This is a genomic window from Rhodococcus sp. LB1, from assembly GCF_001583455.1.
Taxonomy (GTDB): Bacteria; Actinomycetota; Actinomycetes; order Mycobacteriales; family Mycobacteriaceae; genus Rhodococcus_F; species Rhodococcus_F opacus.
Genome location: NZ_LTCZ01000035.1, coordinates 30,730 through 49,514 on the forward strand (window position 1 = coordinate 30,730; position 18,785 = coordinate 49,514).

At 65.3% G+C, this 18,785-nt stretch carries 14 protein-coding genes; 11 read left to right on the forward strand and 3 right to left on the reverse strand.

Annotated features, from left to right (window positions below):
- Positions 1-70: 70 nt before the first annotated feature.
- Positions 71-1,327 carry an MFS transporter gene (locus AZG88_RS06855; RefSeq protein WP_231913852.1) on the reverse strand — a complete coding sequence of 419 codons (1,257 nt, stop codon included), beginning with the start codon at positions 1,325-1,327 and terminating at the stop codon, positions 71-73.
- Between the two features lie 50 nt (positions 1,328-1,377).
- Between AZG88_RS06855 and AZG88_RS06860 the strand changes: the two genes are divergently transcribed.
- The 6 genes from AZG88_RS06860 (at position 1,378) to AZG88_RS54940 (ending at position 11,085) form a co-directional block, all read left to right on the forward strand.
- Positions 1,378-1,755 (forward strand): MerR family transcriptional regulator, encoded by a 378-nt coding sequence (locus AZG88_RS06860; RefSeq protein WP_442971705.1) that lies wholly within the window; start codon positions 1,378-1,380, stop codon positions 1,753-1,755.
- A gap of 232 nt (positions 1,756-1,987) precedes the next feature.
- On the forward strand, positions 1,988-2,911 hold the full coding sequence (locus AZG88_RS06865; protein ID WP_061697293.1) for a nuclear transport factor 2 family protein: 924 nt from the start codon (positions 1,988-1,990) through the stop codon (positions 2,909-2,911).
- A 106-nt stretch (positions 2,912-3,017) separates the two neighbouring features.
- The gene (locus tag AZG88_RS06870) at positions 3,018-4,034 is read left to right on the forward strand and encodes an LLM class flavin-dependent oxidoreductase (RefSeq protein WP_061697294.1); all 1,017 of its coding nucleotides are present in this window, start codon (positions 3,018-3,020) and stop codon (positions 4,032-4,034) included.
- Between the two features lie 591 nt (positions 4,035-4,625).
- On the forward strand, positions 4,626-8,126 hold the full coding sequence (locus AZG88_RS06875) for a serine/threonine-protein kinase (protein WP_061697295.1): 3,501 nt from the start codon (positions 4,626-4,628) through the stop codon (positions 8,124-8,126).
- Between the two features lie 1,018 nt (positions 8,127-9,144).
- Entirely contained in the window at positions 9,145-10,218 is a 1,074-nt protein-coding gene (locus AZG88_RS06880) for an alkene reductase (protein ID WP_061697296.1), read from the forward strand.
- 330 nt (positions 10,219-10,548) lie between these two features.
- On the forward strand, positions 10,549-11,085 hold the full coding sequence (locus AZG88_RS54940; protein ID WP_269455028.1) for a helix-turn-helix domain-containing protein: 537 nt from the start codon (positions 10,549-10,551) through the stop codon (positions 11,083-11,085).
- Between the two features lie 16 nt (positions 11,086-11,101).
- On the opposite strand, the gene AZG88_RS06890 is transcribed toward AZG88_RS54940, so the two are convergent.
- Together AZG88_RS06890 and AZG88_RS06895 are read right to left on the reverse strand one after the other, a co-directional pair.
- Positions 11,102-11,548, reverse strand: a complete 447-nt coding sequence (locus AZG88_RS06890; RefSeq protein WP_061697297.1) for a cupin domain-containing protein — start codon at positions 11,546-11,548, stop codon at positions 11,102-11,104.
- Positions 11,549-11,652: 104 nt separating this feature from the next.
- Positions 11,653-12,150, reverse strand: coding sequence for a MaoC/PaaZ C-terminal domain-containing protein (locus AZG88_RS06895; protein ID WP_052033453.1), 498 nt, complete (start codon positions 12,148-12,150; stop codon positions 11,653-11,655).
- A gap of 283 nt (positions 12,151-12,433) precedes the next feature.
- Here AZG88_RS06895 and AZG88_RS06900 point away from each other — a divergent pair, with 283 nt between their 5' ends.
- The 5 genes from AZG88_RS06900 (at position 12,434) to AZG88_RS06920 (ending at position 18,785) form a co-directional block, all read left to right on the forward strand.
- A complete protein-coding gene (locus AZG88_RS06900; RefSeq protein ID WP_061697298.1) occupies positions 12,434-13,324 on the forward strand; it encodes an HpcH/HpaI aldolase/citrate lyase family protein in 891 nt (296 codons plus the stop codon).
- A 39-nt stretch (positions 13,325-13,363) separates the two neighbouring features.
- Positions 13,364-13,831, forward strand: coding sequence for a MaoC family dehydratase (locus AZG88_RS06905; RefSeq protein WP_005565830.1), 468 nt, complete (start codon positions 13,364-13,366; stop codon positions 13,829-13,831).
- Entirely contained in the window at positions 13,828-14,664 is an 837-nt protein-coding gene (locus AZG88_RS06910; RefSeq protein ID WP_061697299.1) for a fumarylacetoacetate hydrolase family protein, read from the forward strand. Before AZG88_RS06905 ends, AZG88_RS06910 begins: the two co-directional genes overlap by 4 nt.
- Before the next feature lie 392 nt (positions 14,665-15,056).
- Positions 15,057-16,181: a substrate-binding domain-containing protein gene (locus AZG88_RS06915; protein ID WP_061697300.1), complete on the forward strand. Its 1,125-nt coding sequence runs from the start codon at positions 15,057-15,059 to the stop codon at positions 16,179-16,181.
- Positions 16,182-16,244: 63 nt separating this feature from the next.
- Positions 16,245-18,785, forward strand: coding sequence for an ATP-binding cassette domain-containing protein (locus AZG88_RS06920; protein WP_061697344.1), 2,541 nt, complete (start codon positions 16,245-16,247; stop codon positions 18,783-18,785).

Genomic DNA, 18,785 nt, shown 5'->3' on the forward strand with positions numbered 1-18,785 from the left:
GGGAATGCATGGATTGATCGGCGCGGATGCGTGATCACGCCTGGATATGTGCGGGTGACGGTGGTGCAGGTCAGTGGTGCTGACCGAGCTCGGCGAGGTGGTGAGCAGGGGTGGGCTCGTCCTCGTTGCCGGGGCGGGCAATGACGGCCGACGTCGGGCGGCGAGGGAAGGCGGACGCGCGAGCGAATAGGGCGATGAGCAAGGCGACCGCGGTGAGTGCAGCGGCCGCACCGGGTACGGCGGCTACGCCGATGTGATCGAGGACCTGACCGCCGACCAAGGAACCGCCGCCGATGCCGAGGTTGAAGCCGATTATGAACAGCGCGGAGGCGGCGGCCGGCGCCGCGGGCGCTGCTTTGAGTGCGGCGGACTGCAGGAAGGTCGGTAGTGCCGCGTAGGCCAGTCCCCACAGCACAATCAGTGTGATCGTCGCAGGAGTGAACCAGCCGACTGCCCCCAATCCGGTCAGGGCCAGAACCACGATGCCCACGGCGCTCAGCAGGGCGCCCCGCGGGCGCCGGTCCACCAGCATTCCGGCGCACCACACCCCGGCGATGCCCGCGACGCCGAAGGCGAAAAGGACAGGGCTGACCGCGCTCTCGGAGATGCCGGCATCCTGCATGAAGGGGGCGACATAGGTGTAGAGCGTGAAGTGACCCAGCATGACCACGGTGGTCGTGACGGCGATGGCCAGCACTCCGGGGATCCTGAATGCCTTGGCGGCCGACGAGTCGGCGGAGCGCGTGCCAGGAACCTGAGGCAACAGGGCGGGAGCCGCGGCCATCACGAGGACCGCCACCCCAGCCAGGACGACGAAGGCCGCTCGCCAGCTCAGGGCGTTACCCAGTGCCGTACCCAGGGGGACGCCCAGGGACAGGGCTGCGCTGTTACCGGCGTAGACCGTGGCGACGGCGCGGCCGGCGCGGCCGGGAGCGACCATCTGGGTGGCGTAAGCAGCCATCATCGACCAGAGCACACCGTGCACCAGCGCCGCGATGAGCCGGCCGATAATGGCCACGGGAAAGGTGGGGGCGAGGGCCATCAACAGGTTGCTCACGGCGAAGGCCGCCATGATCACCAGGAAGAGTCGACGGCGTGGCCAGTTGGCGGTCCACGCGGTGACCGGCAAGGTCACGAGCATGACCACGAGCGCGTAGATCGCGACCAACAGTCCGACCTGCGACTCTGATGCCCCCAGGCCTTGGCCCATCTGCGGCAGCAGACCCATGGGCAGGGTCTCGGTGGTGATGGTCATGAAGGCGGCCACGAACAGGACGCCGAGGCCGCCCCGTTTTGTTCTGGAGGGGTCGTTCATTACGTCGGTCACGCCATTGACGCTAAACTTGTACATTGATGTCAAGGTCAAGCCGAAACGGAGTGAAGCACATCACCATGAAGATCGGTGAACTTTCCCATCGCACCGGAGTCGCCACTCGACTCCTCCGCTACTACGAACAGCAGGACTTGCTGCACCCCGACCGTCTGGCCAACGGCTACCGGGACTACCCCGAGAGCGCAGTGCAGCGCGTCCAGCAGATTCGCGATCTGCTCCAGGCGGGGCTGAGCACCGGGGTCATTCGCGAGATCGTGCCCTGCTTCCTCGGCGCCGGCGCCGCCTTGCGCCCGATGGTCGACGCGGAGTTGGCCGCCAATCTCGCCCGCGAGCTCGGCGAGATCGAGCGGCGCATCGACACTCTGACGCGCAATCGGGACGCCATCCGCGCCTACCTTACGGTCGCCAGCCCGGCCGCCTGAGAGGCGAGAGGGATGGCCGCCCGCCGCTGACAGGGTGTTGATCTCAGGTTTCCGAGTTCGGTCGAATTCCGTTCTGCGCGTTTGCGCCGCGCGTGGGTGGTGACGTGCTTCACTCCGGATTCGCTTGACCTTGACATCAATGTCATTGATTAGCGTCGACAACATGACCCGCAACAATGGATTGATCAAATCGGAGCGAGGCCGCCTCGACCCAGTATCAGGACAAAGGCCGATGACCCCGACGGCCGAGGGGGCACTCGCGGCGTTGGACATCTTCGTGGCAGGTTGGGCCTGCAGCGACCAGGACGCCTTGACTACCGTCTTCGCCGACTCGAGCGTCCTGCACTCCAGTGCGCATGGCGAGGCCCGCGGAGCCAGGGACATCACGGCTCTGTTCAGCGCCGATTTCGATCCCGCCATGCCCCTAGACATAGTCACCACGAACCACTTCGTCGGCGGCGACGACGAGCGGGCCGTCCTTACCTCCTACCTGTACGGTTTCACACCGCAAACAGAACCGGCGCCTTCGACGTTCGGCGCGACACTCGTGGCCGACCTCGTCCGGACTGAGTCCGGTTGGCAATTCGAGGTCCTGCGGCTGTCCATCCCATGGATCGACGGGGACGAGGCTCGGTTCGCGAAATGGAGCATCCCCTCCCCCGAAGGATGGAAGATCGGCGACGCGACGCCCAGCATCGTGAGCGAATTGGACTCACCCTGGGCCCGCAGCATCCCCGATCTCGACCCCCACGATGCCGTGCGGCAGGTCGCCGACTTCTACTCGCGCTATTCGTGGGCCATTGACCAAGGGGACATCACGCTCCTGCATGGCTGCTTCACCGAGGATGTCTTCGGGGCGTTCCCCCCGATGGGTGACCTCCAAGGACGCCATGAAGTTATCGGACAGATGAAGTCCTTCCGTCGCCTGTGGCCGTGGATGCAACATTTCGGCCGTCCGCTGCAGATCACGGTCGACGAAGCTCGCAACACCGCTCACCTTGTGGTCGGCCGCATCATCCCTCAGCGGCCGGCTACACCGAATGGGCAGGATCTCTACGGAGCCCACTATCAGTTGGATCTCCGCCGCGAAGACGACACCTGGAAGATCTCGCGTTTCGAATACATACCCGGCTGGATCACCGCGACGGAACGGTAGACCGTCCCGCCGAGGTCGCGGCCGCCGTGCCGCCTCCCAGGTGTCTCCCCCGTCCTAGGAACCCCTCACGCACTCGCACCCACTCCTAGACAAGAAACGGCACGCGATGGATACCCTTTCCACTCCTCCGGGTCGTCCGGCACTCTCGCTTCTCGATCTCGCACCGATTCGTCACGGCCACACTGTCGGTGACGCATTGCACCGCACCGTCGAACTCGCCGCCTATGCCGAGCGCCTGGGTTTTCACCGCTACTGGCTTGCCGAGCACCACAACATGGCGCCGATGGCGAGCTCGGCCAACATCATCCTGGCCGGCGCCGTCGCCGCCGGAACCCGGACCATCCGGGTCGGCACCGGCAGTCTCAATCTGTCCAACTACGCGCCGCTCGTCGTGGCCGAGCAGGTCGGCACACTGACAGCCCTGCACCCCGGCCGTTTCGATCTCGGGCTGGGGCGCGCACCGGGAACGGACCCGTGGACAGCGGCCGAAATCCGTCGCGGGCGACCGGCGGACCAGGAGTTCACTGCGCAGTTCGCCGAACTCCTCTCCTACCTCCACGGCACACGACCACAGGTGCGGGCCATCCCGGGAGAGGGCGCCGTCACACCCATCCACCTGCTGGGTTCCGGTGTCTACAGCGCGGCCTTGGCCGCGCGTCTCGGGCTGCCGTTCGTCTTTGCCGCGCACTTCGCCCCGTCTCGGTTGCAGGAGGCAGCGGACCTCTACCACTCCACATTTCGCCCTTCGCAGACGCTTTCCGAGCCGTATGCGATGGTCTCCGTGAACGCAGTCCTCGCCGATGACGACCGAGAGGCGGCCCGGCTGTTCACTTCCGTCCAACAGCGGTTCCTCGCAACGGTGCGCGGCCGGATGCAGCCGCTGGATCCACCGGTGGACGACATACATCAGCTGTGGACCCGGGCCGAAGCCGCAGCAGTGGCGGAGCAGCTGAGCCAGTCCTACATCGGTACGTCTGAGACCGTCCGTCCTCGACTCGAAGCGCTCGTGGCTCGGACGGGCGCCCGCGAGCTCGTCTTCATGTCGGAGACCTACGACCAAGCAGCACGTATGCGCTCGTATGAGCTCATAGCCGGCCTCTGGGCGCCGGCGCCGGCACGGTAGCCCGACAGAGCGAGGGCTGCGGCCTGGGCTGACCGATGCGCAGTCCCAGGGCGCCGACTACATCTGGCACCCCATTCGGCGCATTTGATGAAGGCAAGGCAGACGAATCACGTTGCAAGCGAGCTTGATACGGTAGTCGACCGCGAGCAGCGACGGAAATCTGCACGATCCCCGCGGTGCCGCCGAAAGCCGCCAGTCGAAGGTTATTTGGGCACAACAATTCCCGAATCCCGTAACGAGTGCGATGGGTCAGTCGTCCGCAGGTCGGAATCCCTGCCGCACTCCGGAGCGGGGCAAATTGCGGCCGAGGGACGAAAGGTACAACCGGCTGCTTGTCGCGCTGCCGTGCCGCAGCGGTGTCGGTCGGACGGTCCACTCGCCGACTGCGGGTGGACGAACAGTGCGAGCGCTCCTCGCTCTCGACTCGACGGCACACCGACCTCGACCTCGGTTGACCGCGCGGGCCGAGCGAACTGGCTACTCACCGACGATTCGAGGGTTCGGGTCGGGGTTATGCTCGCATTGACGCTGGAGAGGTGATGTGCATGACACCGCGATTGCGGACACCGAGGCACGGGATCGAGGTCGGCCGTGGCCGAATACGATCCAACGGCGACACAGCGTGATCTGACCCCGGATATCGCCACGGAGTTGGCCGCGGCGGGGTTCGACGATGCCCAGGAGGTCGGTCGGGGCGGCTTCGGCATCGTCTACCGCTGCCTGCAGCCATCCCTCGACCGCACCGTCGCAGTGAAGGTTCTCACCGCCGATCTGGAACCGGACAACCTCGAGCGGTTCATTCGTGAGCAACGGGCCATGGGCCGGCTGTCCGGACATCCGAACATCGCCAACATTCTGCAGGTCGGTGCCACCACCAGCGGGCAACCGTACATTGTGATGCACTACCACCCGCACGGTTCGCTGGCGACACGGATCCACCGCACGGGCCCGATCGAGTGGCAGGAGGCGGTTCGACTCGGTGTAAAGGTCGCGGGCGCGCTCGAGACCGCGCACCGGATCGGCACCGTACATCGGGACGTCAAGCCCGCGAACATCCTGCTCACGGACTACGGGGAACCGCAGTTGACCGATTTCGGGATCGCACGCATCGCGGGTGGCTTCGAGACCTCGACGCGCGCGGTGGTCGGCTCACCGGCGTTCACCGCCCCCGAGGTGCTCGGGGGCCGGCCCCCCACCCCGGCATCGGACGTGTACGGCCTCGGGGCGACGTTGTTCTGCGCGATCACCGGGCATGCCGCGTTCGAGCGGCGCAGCGGTGAGCAGGTGATGGCCCAATTCCTGCGGATCACCTCCCACCCGGTGCCGGAACTGCGTGGGGAGGACATCCCCGCCGACGTATCTGTCGCGATCGAGAGGGCGATGGCCCGGGAGCCAGACGATCGTGCGTCGACTGCGGCCGAGTTCGGGGAGGAACTGCGCGAAGCCCAGCTCCGGAACGGCCTGCCCGCCGACGAGATGGCCCTACCCGCCGACCTCGGTAGGCAGACCCACGATGAACCTCGCCGAGGCGCCTCGACCAGGACCGCGTCGGGCAGGTCCGGCCCGATGACGACGGCAGGCCGGAACGATGCAGCGACGACAGGGACGCCGCCCGCCCCCTCCACCCGATTCCGCCCGCCGACGCCGACCCGGCAACTGGTCGAGCGTAGACAACTGATCGACTCCCTACGCGCTGGACAGCGGCGCCGGTTGACGGTCATTCACGCGCCGGCCGGATTCGGCAAGAGCACCCTCGCCGCCCAATGGGGTGAAGTGCTGACAGAGGAGGGTGTGGCGGTCGCGTGGCTGACGGTCGATCACGACGACAACAACATGGTGTGGTTTCTCTCGCATCTGGTCGAGGCGATCCGGCGGGTCCGCCCGACCCTGGCGCGCGACCTCGGGCAGGCGCTCGACGAGCACGGCGACGAGGCCGAGCAGTACGTCCTGTCTTCACTGATCAACGAGATCCACGCCCGCGGTGAGCGGGTGGCGATCGTGATCGACGACTGGCACCGGGTCATAGACGCCGGGACACGCGGAGCCATGGGATTCCTGCTCGACAACGGCTGCCACCACCTCCAGGTCGTCGTGGCAAGCCGCACCCGGGCCGGCCTTCCGATGAGTAGAATGCGCGTGCGTGATGAGCTTGTCGAAATCGACTACACAGCATTACGTTTCGATGACAATGAGGCACGATCCTTCCTGGTCGACCTGGGCGGACTGGAGCTGGAGCAAGAGGATGTCGCGGACCTGCGGGATTCGACCGACGGGTGGGTGGCAGCGTTGCAATTGGCGTACCTGTCACTGCGCGGACGCGACGACCCCACCGAGCTGATCGGGCACATGTCGGGTCGGCATCACGCCATCGGCGAGTTCCTCGCCGAAAACGTGCTCGACACGTTGGAACCAGAGATCCTCGATTTTCTGCTGGCGACGTCGGTTACCGAACGGATCAGCGGCAGCCTCGCGGGCGCGCTGGCGCACGTGTCGCGCGGGCAGGCGCTACTCGAAGTAGTCGAGGAGCGGGATCTGTTCCTGCGACGGGTGGACGAGGACGGAGTGTGGTTCCGGTACAACCACGTGTTCGCCGAGTTCCTGCAACGCCGACTCGAGCGTGATCAACCCGAGCGGATCGACGAACTTCACCGCACGGCATCAACCTGGTTCGCCGATCACGAGCTGCTCGGCGAGGCCGTCGATCATGCACTCATGGCTGGGGATCAGGTCCGGGCGGCCGAGCTCGTCGAGCGCGATGGGATGCACCTGATCGAGTACTCGCACATGACGACCCTCCTCGGGATGGTTGCGAAACTCCCACCTGCACTCACGGAGTCGCGCCCGTGGTTGCAACTCGCCGTCGCCTGGGCCAATATCATGCTGCATCGCGCCGCACCCGCACAGCGAGCACTCGACCTCGTCGAATCAACGCTCGACCGCGGTCCCTCCACCGACGAGAACGCCGACCTGAGAGTAGAGGCCGCCGTGATGCGGGGCGTTATACGGTTCCGCGCGGACCGAATCGACGGCGCGGACGAGTTGGTCCAGGCATGCCTGCCGCGGCTGGACACGTTGCGGCCGTGGGTTGTGTCGAGTGCCGCGAACATGGCAACCTATCGCGCGACATACCAGTTCGATTTCGACGAGGCACGCCGACTGCAGGAATGGGCCTCCACATTTCATGCGCGAACCAACGGTCCGTACCTGGTGATGCACGGGCACTGTTTCGCCGGCCTTGCCGCCTACGAACAACTCGATGTCGCCGCAGCAGAAAGCAGCTTCCGGGCGGGAGTGCGTGTGGCGAGGAAGATGGGTGGCAAACACTCGGAGGCCGCGCGCCTGGCCGATTCTCTCCTCGGCGCGTTGATGTACGAACTTGGCGAGATCGACCAAGCCGAACAGTTGCTCGACGAAGGCTACGAACTCGGGGGCGAAGGCGGTCTCGTGGAATTCAAGATCCCTCGGTATGTCCTCGGGGCGCGTATCAAGGCGCTGAAAGGTGACCGAATAACGGCAGCGCAGCGACTCGATGAGGGGGCGAGAATCGCTGTGACACTGTCTCTTCCGCGGTTGCGCGCCAACGTCGAGAGCGAACGGATCAGGCTGGGGCTTCCCCTGAGCTCCGACATCCCGGTCTCGCCGCACGCAGAATATTCCTCTCGCCGACGACCGGTCGACGGCATCGAGGCACTGACGGCACAGATCGAAGAGGCAACAGCCATCAGACTGCTGCTCGACGAGCATTCACCGGACCAGGTCGAGCTCGCCTGCACGTGGGCACAGGAGTGGGTGAACCTACTCCGAGGTCGCGGCGCGCACCGGCTGTTGATGCAGGCCAGGAGGCTGCTCGTGGCCTGTTTGTCCGCCTCGGGCCGCATCGATGAAGCCAAGCAAATGCTCACCTCGATTGCAGCACAATGCGCCGAGCTGGGCCTCGCGCGTCACCTTCCCGATGGTGGACCACACATCGTCTCGCTCATCACGGCACTGCGGGAGGACCAGGCGGCGGGGCGGTGGCGCAAGGACTGGGCGCCGGTACCGGCCGCTTTCCTCGCGGACGTGGTGACTGCTGAAGCACCGCACAGGATCTGAGGATATCCGGCCAGCGACGCGCACTGGCAGCTACTCAGGCACGCTTCGGCAGGGAAGCGTTATCGCTGATCACGGCACGAGACCTCACCGTGACATATTGACTCCTGTTTGGGAACTCGACGGGGGCACTGCCGATGGGATGGGTAGGCGGTCCCGCCGAGCTGTGGCCTCGGACGCTGCGATGTGCGCGAAGGATCGATCTTCGAGCAGATCGTGATGTTGGATGTTGCGGCGGTATCCGGCTCGTGGCTTCAGCTGGCGAATCTCCTCTATGGCGCACAGCTTGTCGATAGGGTCTGGAACATAGTGACTCGTCACGACTCGCGTGTCCGCAGTTGTTGACTCTGAAACGATCACGGATCCTCCTCGCCTAGGGATACCTATCGGGTCCGATGGGAGCGCTTGGCTCGACCTACTGCGAGCCGTGCGTGTTTGCTACGGATACGTCGCGCAGCCAGAAGGTCGGCCGACGACTCGACCGGCGCGTCAGGAACGAACAAGTAGACGCGACGAACGGGTCAAAGCCTACAAACGCTCGTTTGCTGAACGTAACGTAGATCATAGTTCACGTGGGCGCAAGAGGTTGCGGACGCCGAACGCGCACCCGTCGGCGCCGACCGCGCCACATCGCCACGGTCCGTGACACGAACCCGGCGGTGCGCCCCCTGTGAGGGTTGACACATCGGACTCTCCCGCTAATACTTACGAACGTCCGTACGTTTGTTGCACGGGAGAGGGACTTCGATCAGACACGATCCCACGCGGTGTCAGCAGAAGAGTTCAATCGAGATATCAACCCCACCTGAGCATTACCGAAATCTGTCGATTCGTCCTACTGCGTCGACGAGACTGAGCTCCCGGGGCTCGACCGACGACTGCACCACCGAATTTCACGCGCACCAGACAAACACCGACAACGCGGTCGATACCTAGCCATGCAAAGGACACTACTGGTGCCGATGCAAGCCAGGCGGTGACCGGGCGGACTAACATTCACACCCTAAGGAGTTCTCAGGTCATGTTGTTCGAGACATACAAATTGGGTCCACTCGAGCTGTCGAATCGAGTCGTCATGGCACCCATGACGCGGGTTCGCGCCTCCGAGACGGGACTGCCGTCCCAGAGTGCCGCGCTCTACTACGCGCAACGCGCCAGCGCGGGGCTCATTGTGAGCGAGGGCATCTCGCCGTCGAAGCAGGGACAGTCCGAGCCGAACATTCCCGGTCTCTACAACGATGAGCAGGAGGCAGCCTGGCGCCCGATCACCCAGTCTGTTCACGATGCCGGCGGCCGGATCTTCGCCCAGCTCATGCACGGCGGCCGCGTGGGGCACCCGGAGATCAACGGAATGCAGCCGCTCGGAGCGTCGCCCATCGCCGCCCAGGGCACCATCTTCAACTCCGGTGGTCGGCTCGCGTTCGTCACTCCCGTCGAGATGACCGTCGAGCAGATTCGAGAGCAGATCAACGTGTTTGTCGCGGCGGCCGAGCGCGCGATCGCTGCCGGCTTCGACGGCGTCGAGATCCACGGCGCCAACGGCTACCTGATCCAGCAGTTCTTGTCCGACAACAGCAATCAGCGCACCGACCAGTACGGCGGGTCGCACGAGAACCGGGCACGCTTCGCAGTCGAGGTCGCTACCGCCGTCAGCGCCGCCATCGGCGCCGACCGGGTGGGGATCAGGTTCTCACCCGGCGGGAAGTTCCACGACATGAACGAAAGCGATCCCGAGGGCCTCTACACAACGCTTCTCAACGCCCTGAATCCGCTGGGGTTGGCGTACCTTCACATCCTCGAGACTGCATCGGACGATGTCAACGACCGGATCCGGGAAATCTGGACCGGCCCGCTGATCGTGAACCCGGCAATTGTCGGAAGTGCAGACTTCGTCGACAAGGCGAATGCCGATCGATGGTTGGCGCGCGGCGGCGACCTGATCGCATTCGGTCGGTACTTCATCTCCAATCCGGACTTGGTGCGTCGCCTGCGCGATGGCCTCGAACTGACCATGCCCGATCTCGATACCTTCTACTCGGGCGGCGACAAGGGTTACATCGACTACCCGGAGTGGTCGGACAGCGCCGTCGGCTGACACTCTTGGGCGGGCCGGGCCGGAGTTCCTCCGGCCCGGCCCGGATTCCGGGTCTCGGCGAGTAGCTCGCCTGAGGTGGTGAAATCGGCGCAACTGCTTCGGCGGCGTCGAGCTCGAACCCGTCTTCGGAACCGCTTCTTTCAGTGGAGTTGCTTCGGTGCCCGACACTCACTTAAACTTACGAGTGTTTGTTGGCTTTAGCCTACGACTCTTCACGGCAGATCTCGAGAATCCCCCTGTCGAGCAACCATTTCAGACCGAGTGTCACCACGTCTCGAAATCCGCGTCGGAGCGTCCATGGCTCGCTTGGACCCGGAGGTTGCGGAATCGATGACGATGTTCGCCGAGCTGAGCCGCATCCTCGACGTGCTTCGCTCTCAGCACGTGACCGACCGGGCGGCACGTCTTCGCGCCGCATCGGCGCTGGAGAGGGTTCTCCTCTCCGACGTCCACGCCAATTCGTGCGGTCACGCCGGTCTCGCGGCCCGCGCGGAGACCGCATGCCCTTCGGATCACGACGAGCCGTTGACCGGTCGCGAGCACGAGATATTGGGCATGATCGCCGATGGTGCGTCGAACGCCGAAATCGGTCGTGACCTGTTCATTTCGAGGAACACGGTCCGGTTTCACGTCAGCAATATCCTGCGCAAGATGTCGGTGAACAATCGCACTGCGGCGGTCGCGAAGATGACAGCCGGTGCACCGGCGCGCGCTGACACTTCTCCCCAGGTTGCCCCCGTCTCGGCACACCGAACGGCCGATATGCGTTCCGCCTCCCGACGCACCGAAGCCCCCAGCCGTGATTCGACCGGAGGACTTCCGTGGGTGGAAAGTATTGAGCCGCAGCGAAAGATTGCCTGCAGATGAGGCGATGACGGGAAAGTCAGTGCGCCTCGGCGTGAGTGCCGACCCGGACATATCCGGCGAGGGTGCTGTCGTCGACCTCGGGCAGGTTGACGACGATGTTCTCGGGCGTGCGGGTGGTAAGCCAGATGAGTTCCTCGGTGGTGCTCATGTTGGCTTCGACGTGCGGCATGAAGGGTGGGACGAAGACGAAGTCCCCTTCGGACATGTCGATGTACTCGCTGAAGTTCTCGCCGAAGTAGATTCGCGCCTTGCCGGTGAGAACGTAGCCGCCGGTTTCGGCCTCACCGTGATGATGCGGCAGTGACCGATATCCGGGCTCGTTGAAGACCTTCCCGAACCAGATCTTCGTCGCCGGCGTGTGCTGGACGCTGACCCCGGAGACACGCACGGCACCACCGGATTGGCTCGTGTTCTGCGCTTCCTCTCCCTTGCGAGTGACTACCGGCTTGTCGTGCTCAGCCATGTTCGATTCCTTTCATGAACAAACGTTCGCTTGTGGGTAAGGGTAAGAGCGCACCCTCGATCGCACAAGAGTGCGCGACGGTCACGCTCCGACGGCTGCACGCGTCAGCGAAGCGGCTCGGGGCGCCGGCGGATCATGAAGCTGCTCCGAAATGTCATCACGGCTTCGCCTCGCTGATTGAGAGCGCTGTAGGCGAAGGACCAGATGCCCTGGTCGGGCTTCTTCGTCGGGCGGGCGGCAATGAGCTCGGCTTCGGGATGCAGGGTGTCGCCGATGAGCACGGGACGCAAGGCGCGCACCTCGTCGAGGCCGAGCCAGGCGACGACGTTGTTGAAGTAGCCGGTCTGAGTCGTCAGCCCCAGGGCGAGCGAGAGCGTGAACGGCCCGTGCGCGATCCGCTGCCCGAACTGGGTGCCGGCGGCATACTCCTCGTCGAGGTGCAGCGAGACGATGTCGCAGGTCAGGCCGGCCCACTGCACCAGGTGCGCATCGGTGACGGTCATGCCGGGACCCCGGAGTACGTCCCCCAGGTCGAGGTCCTCCCACCAGCGATCAGGTTGCCCGATCACTCGTGTGGCAGTACTGACGTCGTTGATTGTCATCGAAACTCCTCATAGCGCCGGCGCCGCCGGCCGTGTTAACGTACGAGCGATTGTTCGTTTAACAGTACGGGCCACCAACCCGCTGGTCAATCATTTGGTCAAAGCCTTGCACCACGAAGTCTGGATGTGACGACATGCCGCACACCACGAAATATCGCGCCGCGTCCGCGGCGGGTTCGGATACGGCCGAGTGGCCGGGGCGGCGACCGCCAGTCTCCCCCGGGAATTTGCGGGAAGCCTGTGTCGTCGCCGCACCGGCGGTGCCCTATCGAGTGAGGAAGTAATGCGACCCCTACGTTCTCTCCAGTTCGTGCCGGCTCATCGGGAGGGCTGGGCACAGAAAGCTGTGCGCGCCGGCGCCGACGCCGTGATCCTCGATCTCGAGGACTCGGTTCCCGAGCCGAGCAAGGCGGATGCCCGCGCAATGGCAGCCGAGACGATCGACGCCCTGCGCAGTGACCATCCGGATGTGACGGTGCTGGTGCGCCCGAACCCGCTCGACACGGACCATTTCGGCCGAGACCTCCAGACCGTCGTCCGACCCGGGCTCGACGGCCTGCTACTTCCGAAGATCTACGGCCCGCGGGAGGTGCTCGATTTCGCGGCCCTGCTAGAACACTTCGAGATCGAGGCCTCGCTCACGCGCGGAAGCGTCGAGGTGATCCCCACCCTCGAAACCGCGAAGTCGCTGGTGAACTGCGAGTCGATCGCCGCCGCGCATCCGCGGGTCGCATCGCTGATGGTGGCCGCGGCCCGCGATGCCGATGTCTCGCGTGAGGTCGGCTTCGAGTGGACCGCCGAGGGCCTCGAAACCCTGCACTACCGCAGCAAGGCCGTGCTCGCCTGCCGTGCCGCCGGGTTGGCCCACCCCATCGTGGGGTTGTGGCAGGAGATCTCCGACCTGGACGGGCTGCGCCGGTTCGCCGAAGGCAACCGGCGGCTGGGCTTTACCGGGCAGGTGCTCATCCACCCCTCGCACATCGAGACGGTCAACGACGTCTATGCGCCGGACCCGAAAATCGTCGACCGCTTCCGCCGCATGATCGAGGCCTTCGAGCAGGCCCAGGCGAACGGGCAAGCGGCGGCACTGTTCGAGGGCGAACACGTCGACATCGCCCACGTCAAGACCGCTCGCGGCGTGGTTGCCCTCGCCGAAACCATCCAGTCGCGCTGACCCCATCACCCGACCGACCGAACCCTCGAGGACCCCAAAATGAGTGGATTGTATTTCGAAGAACTCGAGCCGGAGCTCACCATCAAGCACGCGGTGACCCGTACAGTGACCGAAACGGACAACCTGCTGTTCACGACGCTCACGATGAACGTGCAGCCGCTGCACCTCGATGCCGAGTTCGCCAAGGACAGCATGTACGGCGAGCGCATCGTCAACAGCGTCTTCACCCTCGGCGTCGTCGTCGGTATTCCGGTGCAGGAAACGACTCTCGGAACGACGCTGGGCAACCTCGGGTTCGAGGAGATCGCCTTCCCCGCGCCGGTACTGATCGGCGACACCCTGCGCGTGGAAACCGAGATTCTGTCGCGCCGCGAGTCGAAGTCCCGCCCGGATACCGGCATCGTGCGCTTCGAGCACCGCGGTTTCAACCAGAACGACAAACTGGTCTGCCGCGTCCAGCGATCCGGTCTGATGCTCAAGAAGCCCGCCGAGGTCGCCGTCTCATGAAACTGGCCACGCTGCGTGTGGAGGGATCGACCGCCGCCGCACGGATCGACGGCGGAAGCGCGGTGCTGATCGAGCCCTATCCCAGCCTCTCGGATCTGCTGCGCGACCCGCACTGGCAGCGCATCGCCACCGAGGCAGCCGGGCAGGTCGTCGACCTCGGCGCCGTGGAGTACGCGCCCGTGGTTCCGCATCCGACGAAGATCGTGTGCGTGGGCCTGAACTATGCGAATCACATCGAGGAGATGGGACGCGAACTCCCCCGCTACCCGACCTTGTTCGCGAAGTTTCCCGAATCGCTCATCGGCGCCTACGACGACATCCACGTCCCGGCCTACGCCGATCAGCAGGTCGACTGGGAAGGGGAGCTCGCCGTCGTCATCGGCAAGAAGGCGAGATCGGTGCGGGCCGCCGACGCCGGCGAGTACATCGCCGGCTTCGCGGTCGCCAACGATGTCACCATGCGCGACTACCAGTATCGGACTCAACAGTGGCTGCAGGGCAAGACGTTCGAGGGAACGTGCCCGCTCGGTCCGACGCTGGTGACCCCGGACGAGTTTTCGCTCGGTGCCACCCTGAACACTCTCGTCGACGGTGCCACCGTCCAGTCGGACTCGACCGGCGACCTGGTGTTCACCCCGGCCCGGTTGATCGAGTACATCTCCCACATCGTCACCCTGCAGGCCGGGGACGTGATCTTGACCGGAACTCCCGGCGGGGTCGGCCACCCGACCGGAACGCATCTGTCTGACGGCCAGACACTCACCACGGAAATCACCGGCCTGGGCACGCTGCGCAACACCGTGTGCGTTGCCGCCCCGGTCCCGGTCGGCTGACCCCTCCACGCTCCACAATCGAATACGGCACGGCCCAGCCCTTCCAGTCCGTCACGGACCGGAAGGGCTAGTGGCCGTTGCTTCGCGAGCGTCCGTCGAGCCTGCGGCCCCAGATCGCGCACCTCGGTTCCCACCCCCAGTGTGCGCGCGACACCGAACCCCACGGCAGCGAGCACACGAGCGGTTACCCACCGACGCAACAGGGTTGGCGCGTCGACGATGAGGGCGCGTCACGTGCGGCACTGCCCTGTCGGCGTGCGACGGCCGCGAAATACCCAATCGTCCAGGTAGCGGCATGCCGTAGATCACCCGTTGACGGATGCTGTGCTCTACGCCACAATACAAACAAACGAGCAAACGTTCGTCTGTGTCTGGCAGAAGAAGGAAAATCCATGAACGCTCTGTCTTGTCGTCGCGCAGCCCTTGCCGGAGTTGCCCTCAGCGCAGTCCTCAGCGTCGCGGCATGCACGGCCAGTGCTCCGGCAGAATCGGGTGGCAGCTCAGGAGGTTCGACGAGCGACGGCGGCCAGGCCCTGCCGGTCGAGCAGCTCTGCGGTGACCAGCCGCTCAAGATCGCGCACGTCGCCGGATTCGGCGCCAACTCGTGGCGCAAGATCACGCAGGCCGAACTCACCGACGAGCTCTCCGCCTGCCCCAACGTGACCCTCGAGTACACCCAGGCCGACAACGATCTGCAGAAGTACATCACCGCGATCAATTCGTACACCGCACAGGGTTTCGATGCGATCGTCACGTACGACGACTTCGGCAGCCAGGCCCTCAGCGCCCTGAAGAACGCCCATGACGCCGGTGTGGTCGTCGTCCCCTACATCGCCGATCCCGGCGGTGAGGTCGGCGTCGACTACGACGGCTACGTCCAGTACGACTTCGACGTCGAGGGCGACACGATGGCCAAGTGGCTGGGCGGCCAGGTCCAGCCGGGCAGCACACTGCTCTTCAGCGGCGGACTACCGGGCGGAAGCCCCTCGACGGTCGCCCTGTGGGACGGAATCAACGAGACCTCCAAGGAGCTCGGTGATCCCTTCACCCCGCTGACCAACGAGCCGCAGCCCTCGAGCTGGGACGCGGCATACGAACAGCGCGCCATGGCCGGCGCATTGACCAAGTACCCCGAGATCGACGCCCTGGCATCGGATTACGGTGTCGCATCGAAGGGGGGACTGCGCGCCTTCATCAACGCCGGTCGGCCGATCCCGCCGCTGGCGACCTCCGCTACCGACAACGAACTCGGGTGCATGTGGCTGCAGCACCACGAGGCCAACCCCGGCTTCCAGTTGTTGACCCTCGACGGCACCACGACCGTCGTACGCATCGCAGCCCGCAAGGCGCTCGCCGCGCTCAACGGCCGGCCCGACAACGAGCCGGAGAACTTCGAACTGCCCACGTTCGTCGACACCCTGGGCGGCAAGCTCCCGACCTGCCGCGAGGATCTGCCGCCGGACGCCGACCTATCCTCGGCGCTCTCGCCCGAGCAGCTCTCGGCCGTCTTCCAGTAGCGGCTGGGCGCCAGGGATAAGGAGTGGTCAACTATGACTCAGCACGACATTGTCGAGGATGTGATGTACGTGAGTGACGTACAGGTTCAGGAAAGTCCCGTCCACGAAGTGCCCGATCAGGACGTCGTTCTCCGGCTCGAAGCGGTGGACAAGAAGTACCCGGGCGTGCACGCCATCAAGAACGTCTCGCTGACGGTCCGGCGCGGCGAAGTTCATGCGCTGGTCGGCCAGAACGGCGCCGGCAAGTCCACACTCGTCGGCATTGCGGCCGGATCGATCACCGCCGATTCGGGGACGGTGGAGATCGGTGGCGTCGCCGCCGCCGACCCGTCCCCGGCGTGGTGCCGCGAACAGGGTTTGGCCATCGTGTACCAGGAGCCAGCGCTCCTTCCGGACCTGACGGTCGCCGAGAACATGCGCCTGAGCATGCCCGAGGAACTACGCCCATCCGTCGGGGACCAGGTCAGCTGGGCAGAAGGCATCCTCGCGCGGTGGAGCAACGTGGCGTCGATCGATCCACGCACTCCGGTGCGCGAGTTGCAGCCGGACGCTCGGTTCGTCGTCGAAATCGCCAAGGCTCTGGCCGAGGAGCCGAAGGTCATCGTTCTCGACGAGCCCACCGAGCACCTCCTACCGCCCGCAGTCGCGGAGTTGTTCCGGCTGGTGTCGGAGATGATCGCGGCCGGCGGTGCCGTCGTCTACATCTCGCACCGCCTCAACGAGGTCAAGCAGATCGCCCACACCGTGTCGGTGCTGCGCGACGGCGCGCTGGTCGGCACGTTCACCGGCGCCGACGTCACCGAGCAGGACGTGGTCAACCTCGTCGTCGGTCGGAAACTCACGCGCGGTCACACGCGGGCAGACACCCGCTCGAGCCTGCTCGGTGACACCTTGCTACAAGTCACCGACTTCTCCGGCGAGGGTTTCGACGACCTTCACCTGCAGGTTCGCGCCGGCGAAATCGTCGGGTTCGCCGGTGTCGAGGGACAAGGCCAACGTGAGGTGCTCCGCGCACTCGGCGGTCTGGTCGGTAACCACGGCACCGTCGAGATCGACGGCCGCCCGGTCAGGACGTCGAGCCCGACCACCGCACTGGCCGGTGGGATCGCCTATCTCCCCCACGACCGGCACAACGAGGGCATCCTGCCGGGACTGAGCCTTCGGGAGAACGCCTCGCTGGCCTCACTGGGGCGGTTCACCCGCTTCGGTGCCCTCTCACGCCTGCGCGAGCGCAAGGCCACTGCCGAGACGTTCGCGTCGATGCGGGTCAAGGCTCCCTCCCCCGAGGTCGACATCACCACCCTCTCGGGCGGAAACCAGCAGAAGGTCGTGCTCAGCCGGGTGCTGATGACCGAGTCCACGGTGATCCTCGCCGATGAGCCCACCCAGGGTGTCGACATCGGCGCGCGGGAGGAGATCTACACCATCCTCCGAGAGGCGGCGGCGCGCGGGGCGGCGATCATCGTGCTCTCCTCGTCGGCCGCGGAACTCGAGCAGCTCTGTGACCGGGTCATCGTCTTCTCCCGGGGGAAGGCCGCGAAGGAGCTCGTCGGCGACGAACTGACCGAGCACGGCATCGCCCAGGCCGCGCTCAGCGCAACCGGCAGTCGTAGCCGGGTCGGTACGGCACTGCGGAAGGTCACGCTCGGCCGGAAGATCTCCCGCAGCGACCTGACGCCCGCCGCGATTCTCGCGCTCGCCACCGTGCTGCTGGCGATCGTCGCGATCAGCCAGAGCGAGTTCTACCTCACCTCACGCAACTTTGGTCTGATCCTGCCGCTGCTGGCCACCCTCGCGTTCTTCGCGATGGCACAGCAGGTGGTGATGATGATCGGGGGCATCGACCTGTCGGTGGGCCCACTGGCCGGTCTGCTCGTCGTTGTCGGCTCTTTCGTGCTGTCGGCGTACAAGACACCCATCGGCATGATCATCGGCCTGGTCGTCCTCGCGATCGTCGCCGCGGCTGTCGGCCTGGTGAACTGGACACTGGCGGTGGTCGTCAAGATCAACCCGTTGATCGCAACGCTGGTGACCTATACCGCGATCCAGGGCATCGCCTACCTCCTACGTCCGCTGCCCGCGGGCAAGATCGATCCGGTCTTCACCTCGTACGCATCGACCAAGCTCGGATTCGTGCCGATCATGCTGGTTGTGGCAATCGTCGTGGCGGTGCTTCTCGAAGTCGCCATGTACCGCACCATGTTCGGTGTCCGACTGCGAGCCACCGGATCCCAGCACGCCACGGCTGACCGTATCGGAGTCCGCACCAAGTGGATCACTCTCGCCGCCTACGTGAGCTGCTCGGTGCTGATCGTCCCGGCAGCCGTGCTGCTCATGGCGCAGGCCGGAACCGGCAACGCCAGTATCGGTGACAGCTACACCCTCGCCAGCATCGGTGCCGCGGTCCTCGGCGGCGCCTCCATCTTCGGCGGGCGCGGTTCGTTCATCGGAGCCTGCCTCGGCGCAGTGCTGGTGATCCAGATCAACACGGTCGTCCAGTTCATCGGGCTGCCGCTGTATTGGCAGCAGTGGCTTCTCGGCGGTCTGACCATCGCCGCGGCCGCCTTCTACTCGAAGTCCCGAACCCTCGCAGAGCGGAGCTGA

Bases quoted from the DNA above. Each gene is read 5' to 3' on its own strand.
- AZG88_RS06865 (WP_061697293.1), top strand. From the start codon at position 1,988: ATGACCCCGACGGCCGAGGGGGCACTCGCGGCGTTGGACATCTTCGTG.
- AZG88_RS06870 (WP_061697294.1), top strand. From the start codon at position 3,018: ATGGATACCCTTTCCACTCCTCCGGGTCGTCCGGCACTCTCGCTTCTC.
- AZG88_RS06880 (WP_061697296.1), top strand. From the start codon at position 9,145: ATGTTGTTCGAGACATACAAATTGGGTCCACTCGAGCTGTCGAATCGA.
- AZG88_RS54940 (WP_269455028.1), top strand. From the start codon at position 10,549: ATGACGATGTTCGCCGAGCTGAGCCGCATCCTCGACGTGCTTCGCTCT.
- AZG88_RS06890 (WP_061697297.1), bottom strand. From the start codon at position 11,548: ATGGCTGAGCACGACAAGCCGGTAGTCACTCGCAAGGGAGAGGAAGCG.
- AZG88_RS06895 (WP_052033453.1), bottom strand. From the start codon at position 12,150: ATGACAATCAACGACGTCAGTACTGCCACACGAGTGATCGGGCAACCT.
- AZG88_RS06900 (WP_061697298.1), top strand. From the start codon at position 12,434: ATGCGACCCCTACGTTCTCTCCAGTTCGTGCCGGCTCATCGGGAGGGC.
- AZG88_RS06905 (WP_005565830.1), top strand. From the start codon at position 13,364: ATGAGTGGATTGTATTTCGAAGAACTCGAGCCGGAGCTCACCATCAAG.
- AZG88_RS06910 (WP_061697299.1), top strand. From the start codon at position 13,828: ATGAAACTGGCCACGCTGCGTGTGGAGGGATCGACCGCCGCCGCACGG.
- AZG88_RS06915 (WP_061697300.1), top strand. From the start codon at position 15,057: ATGAACGCTCTGTCTTGTCGTCGCGCAGCCCTTGCCGGAGTTGCCCTC.
- AZG88_RS06920 (WP_061697344.1), top strand. From the start codon at position 16,245: ATGTACGTGAGTGACGTACAGGTTCAGGAAAGTCCCGTCCACGAAGTG.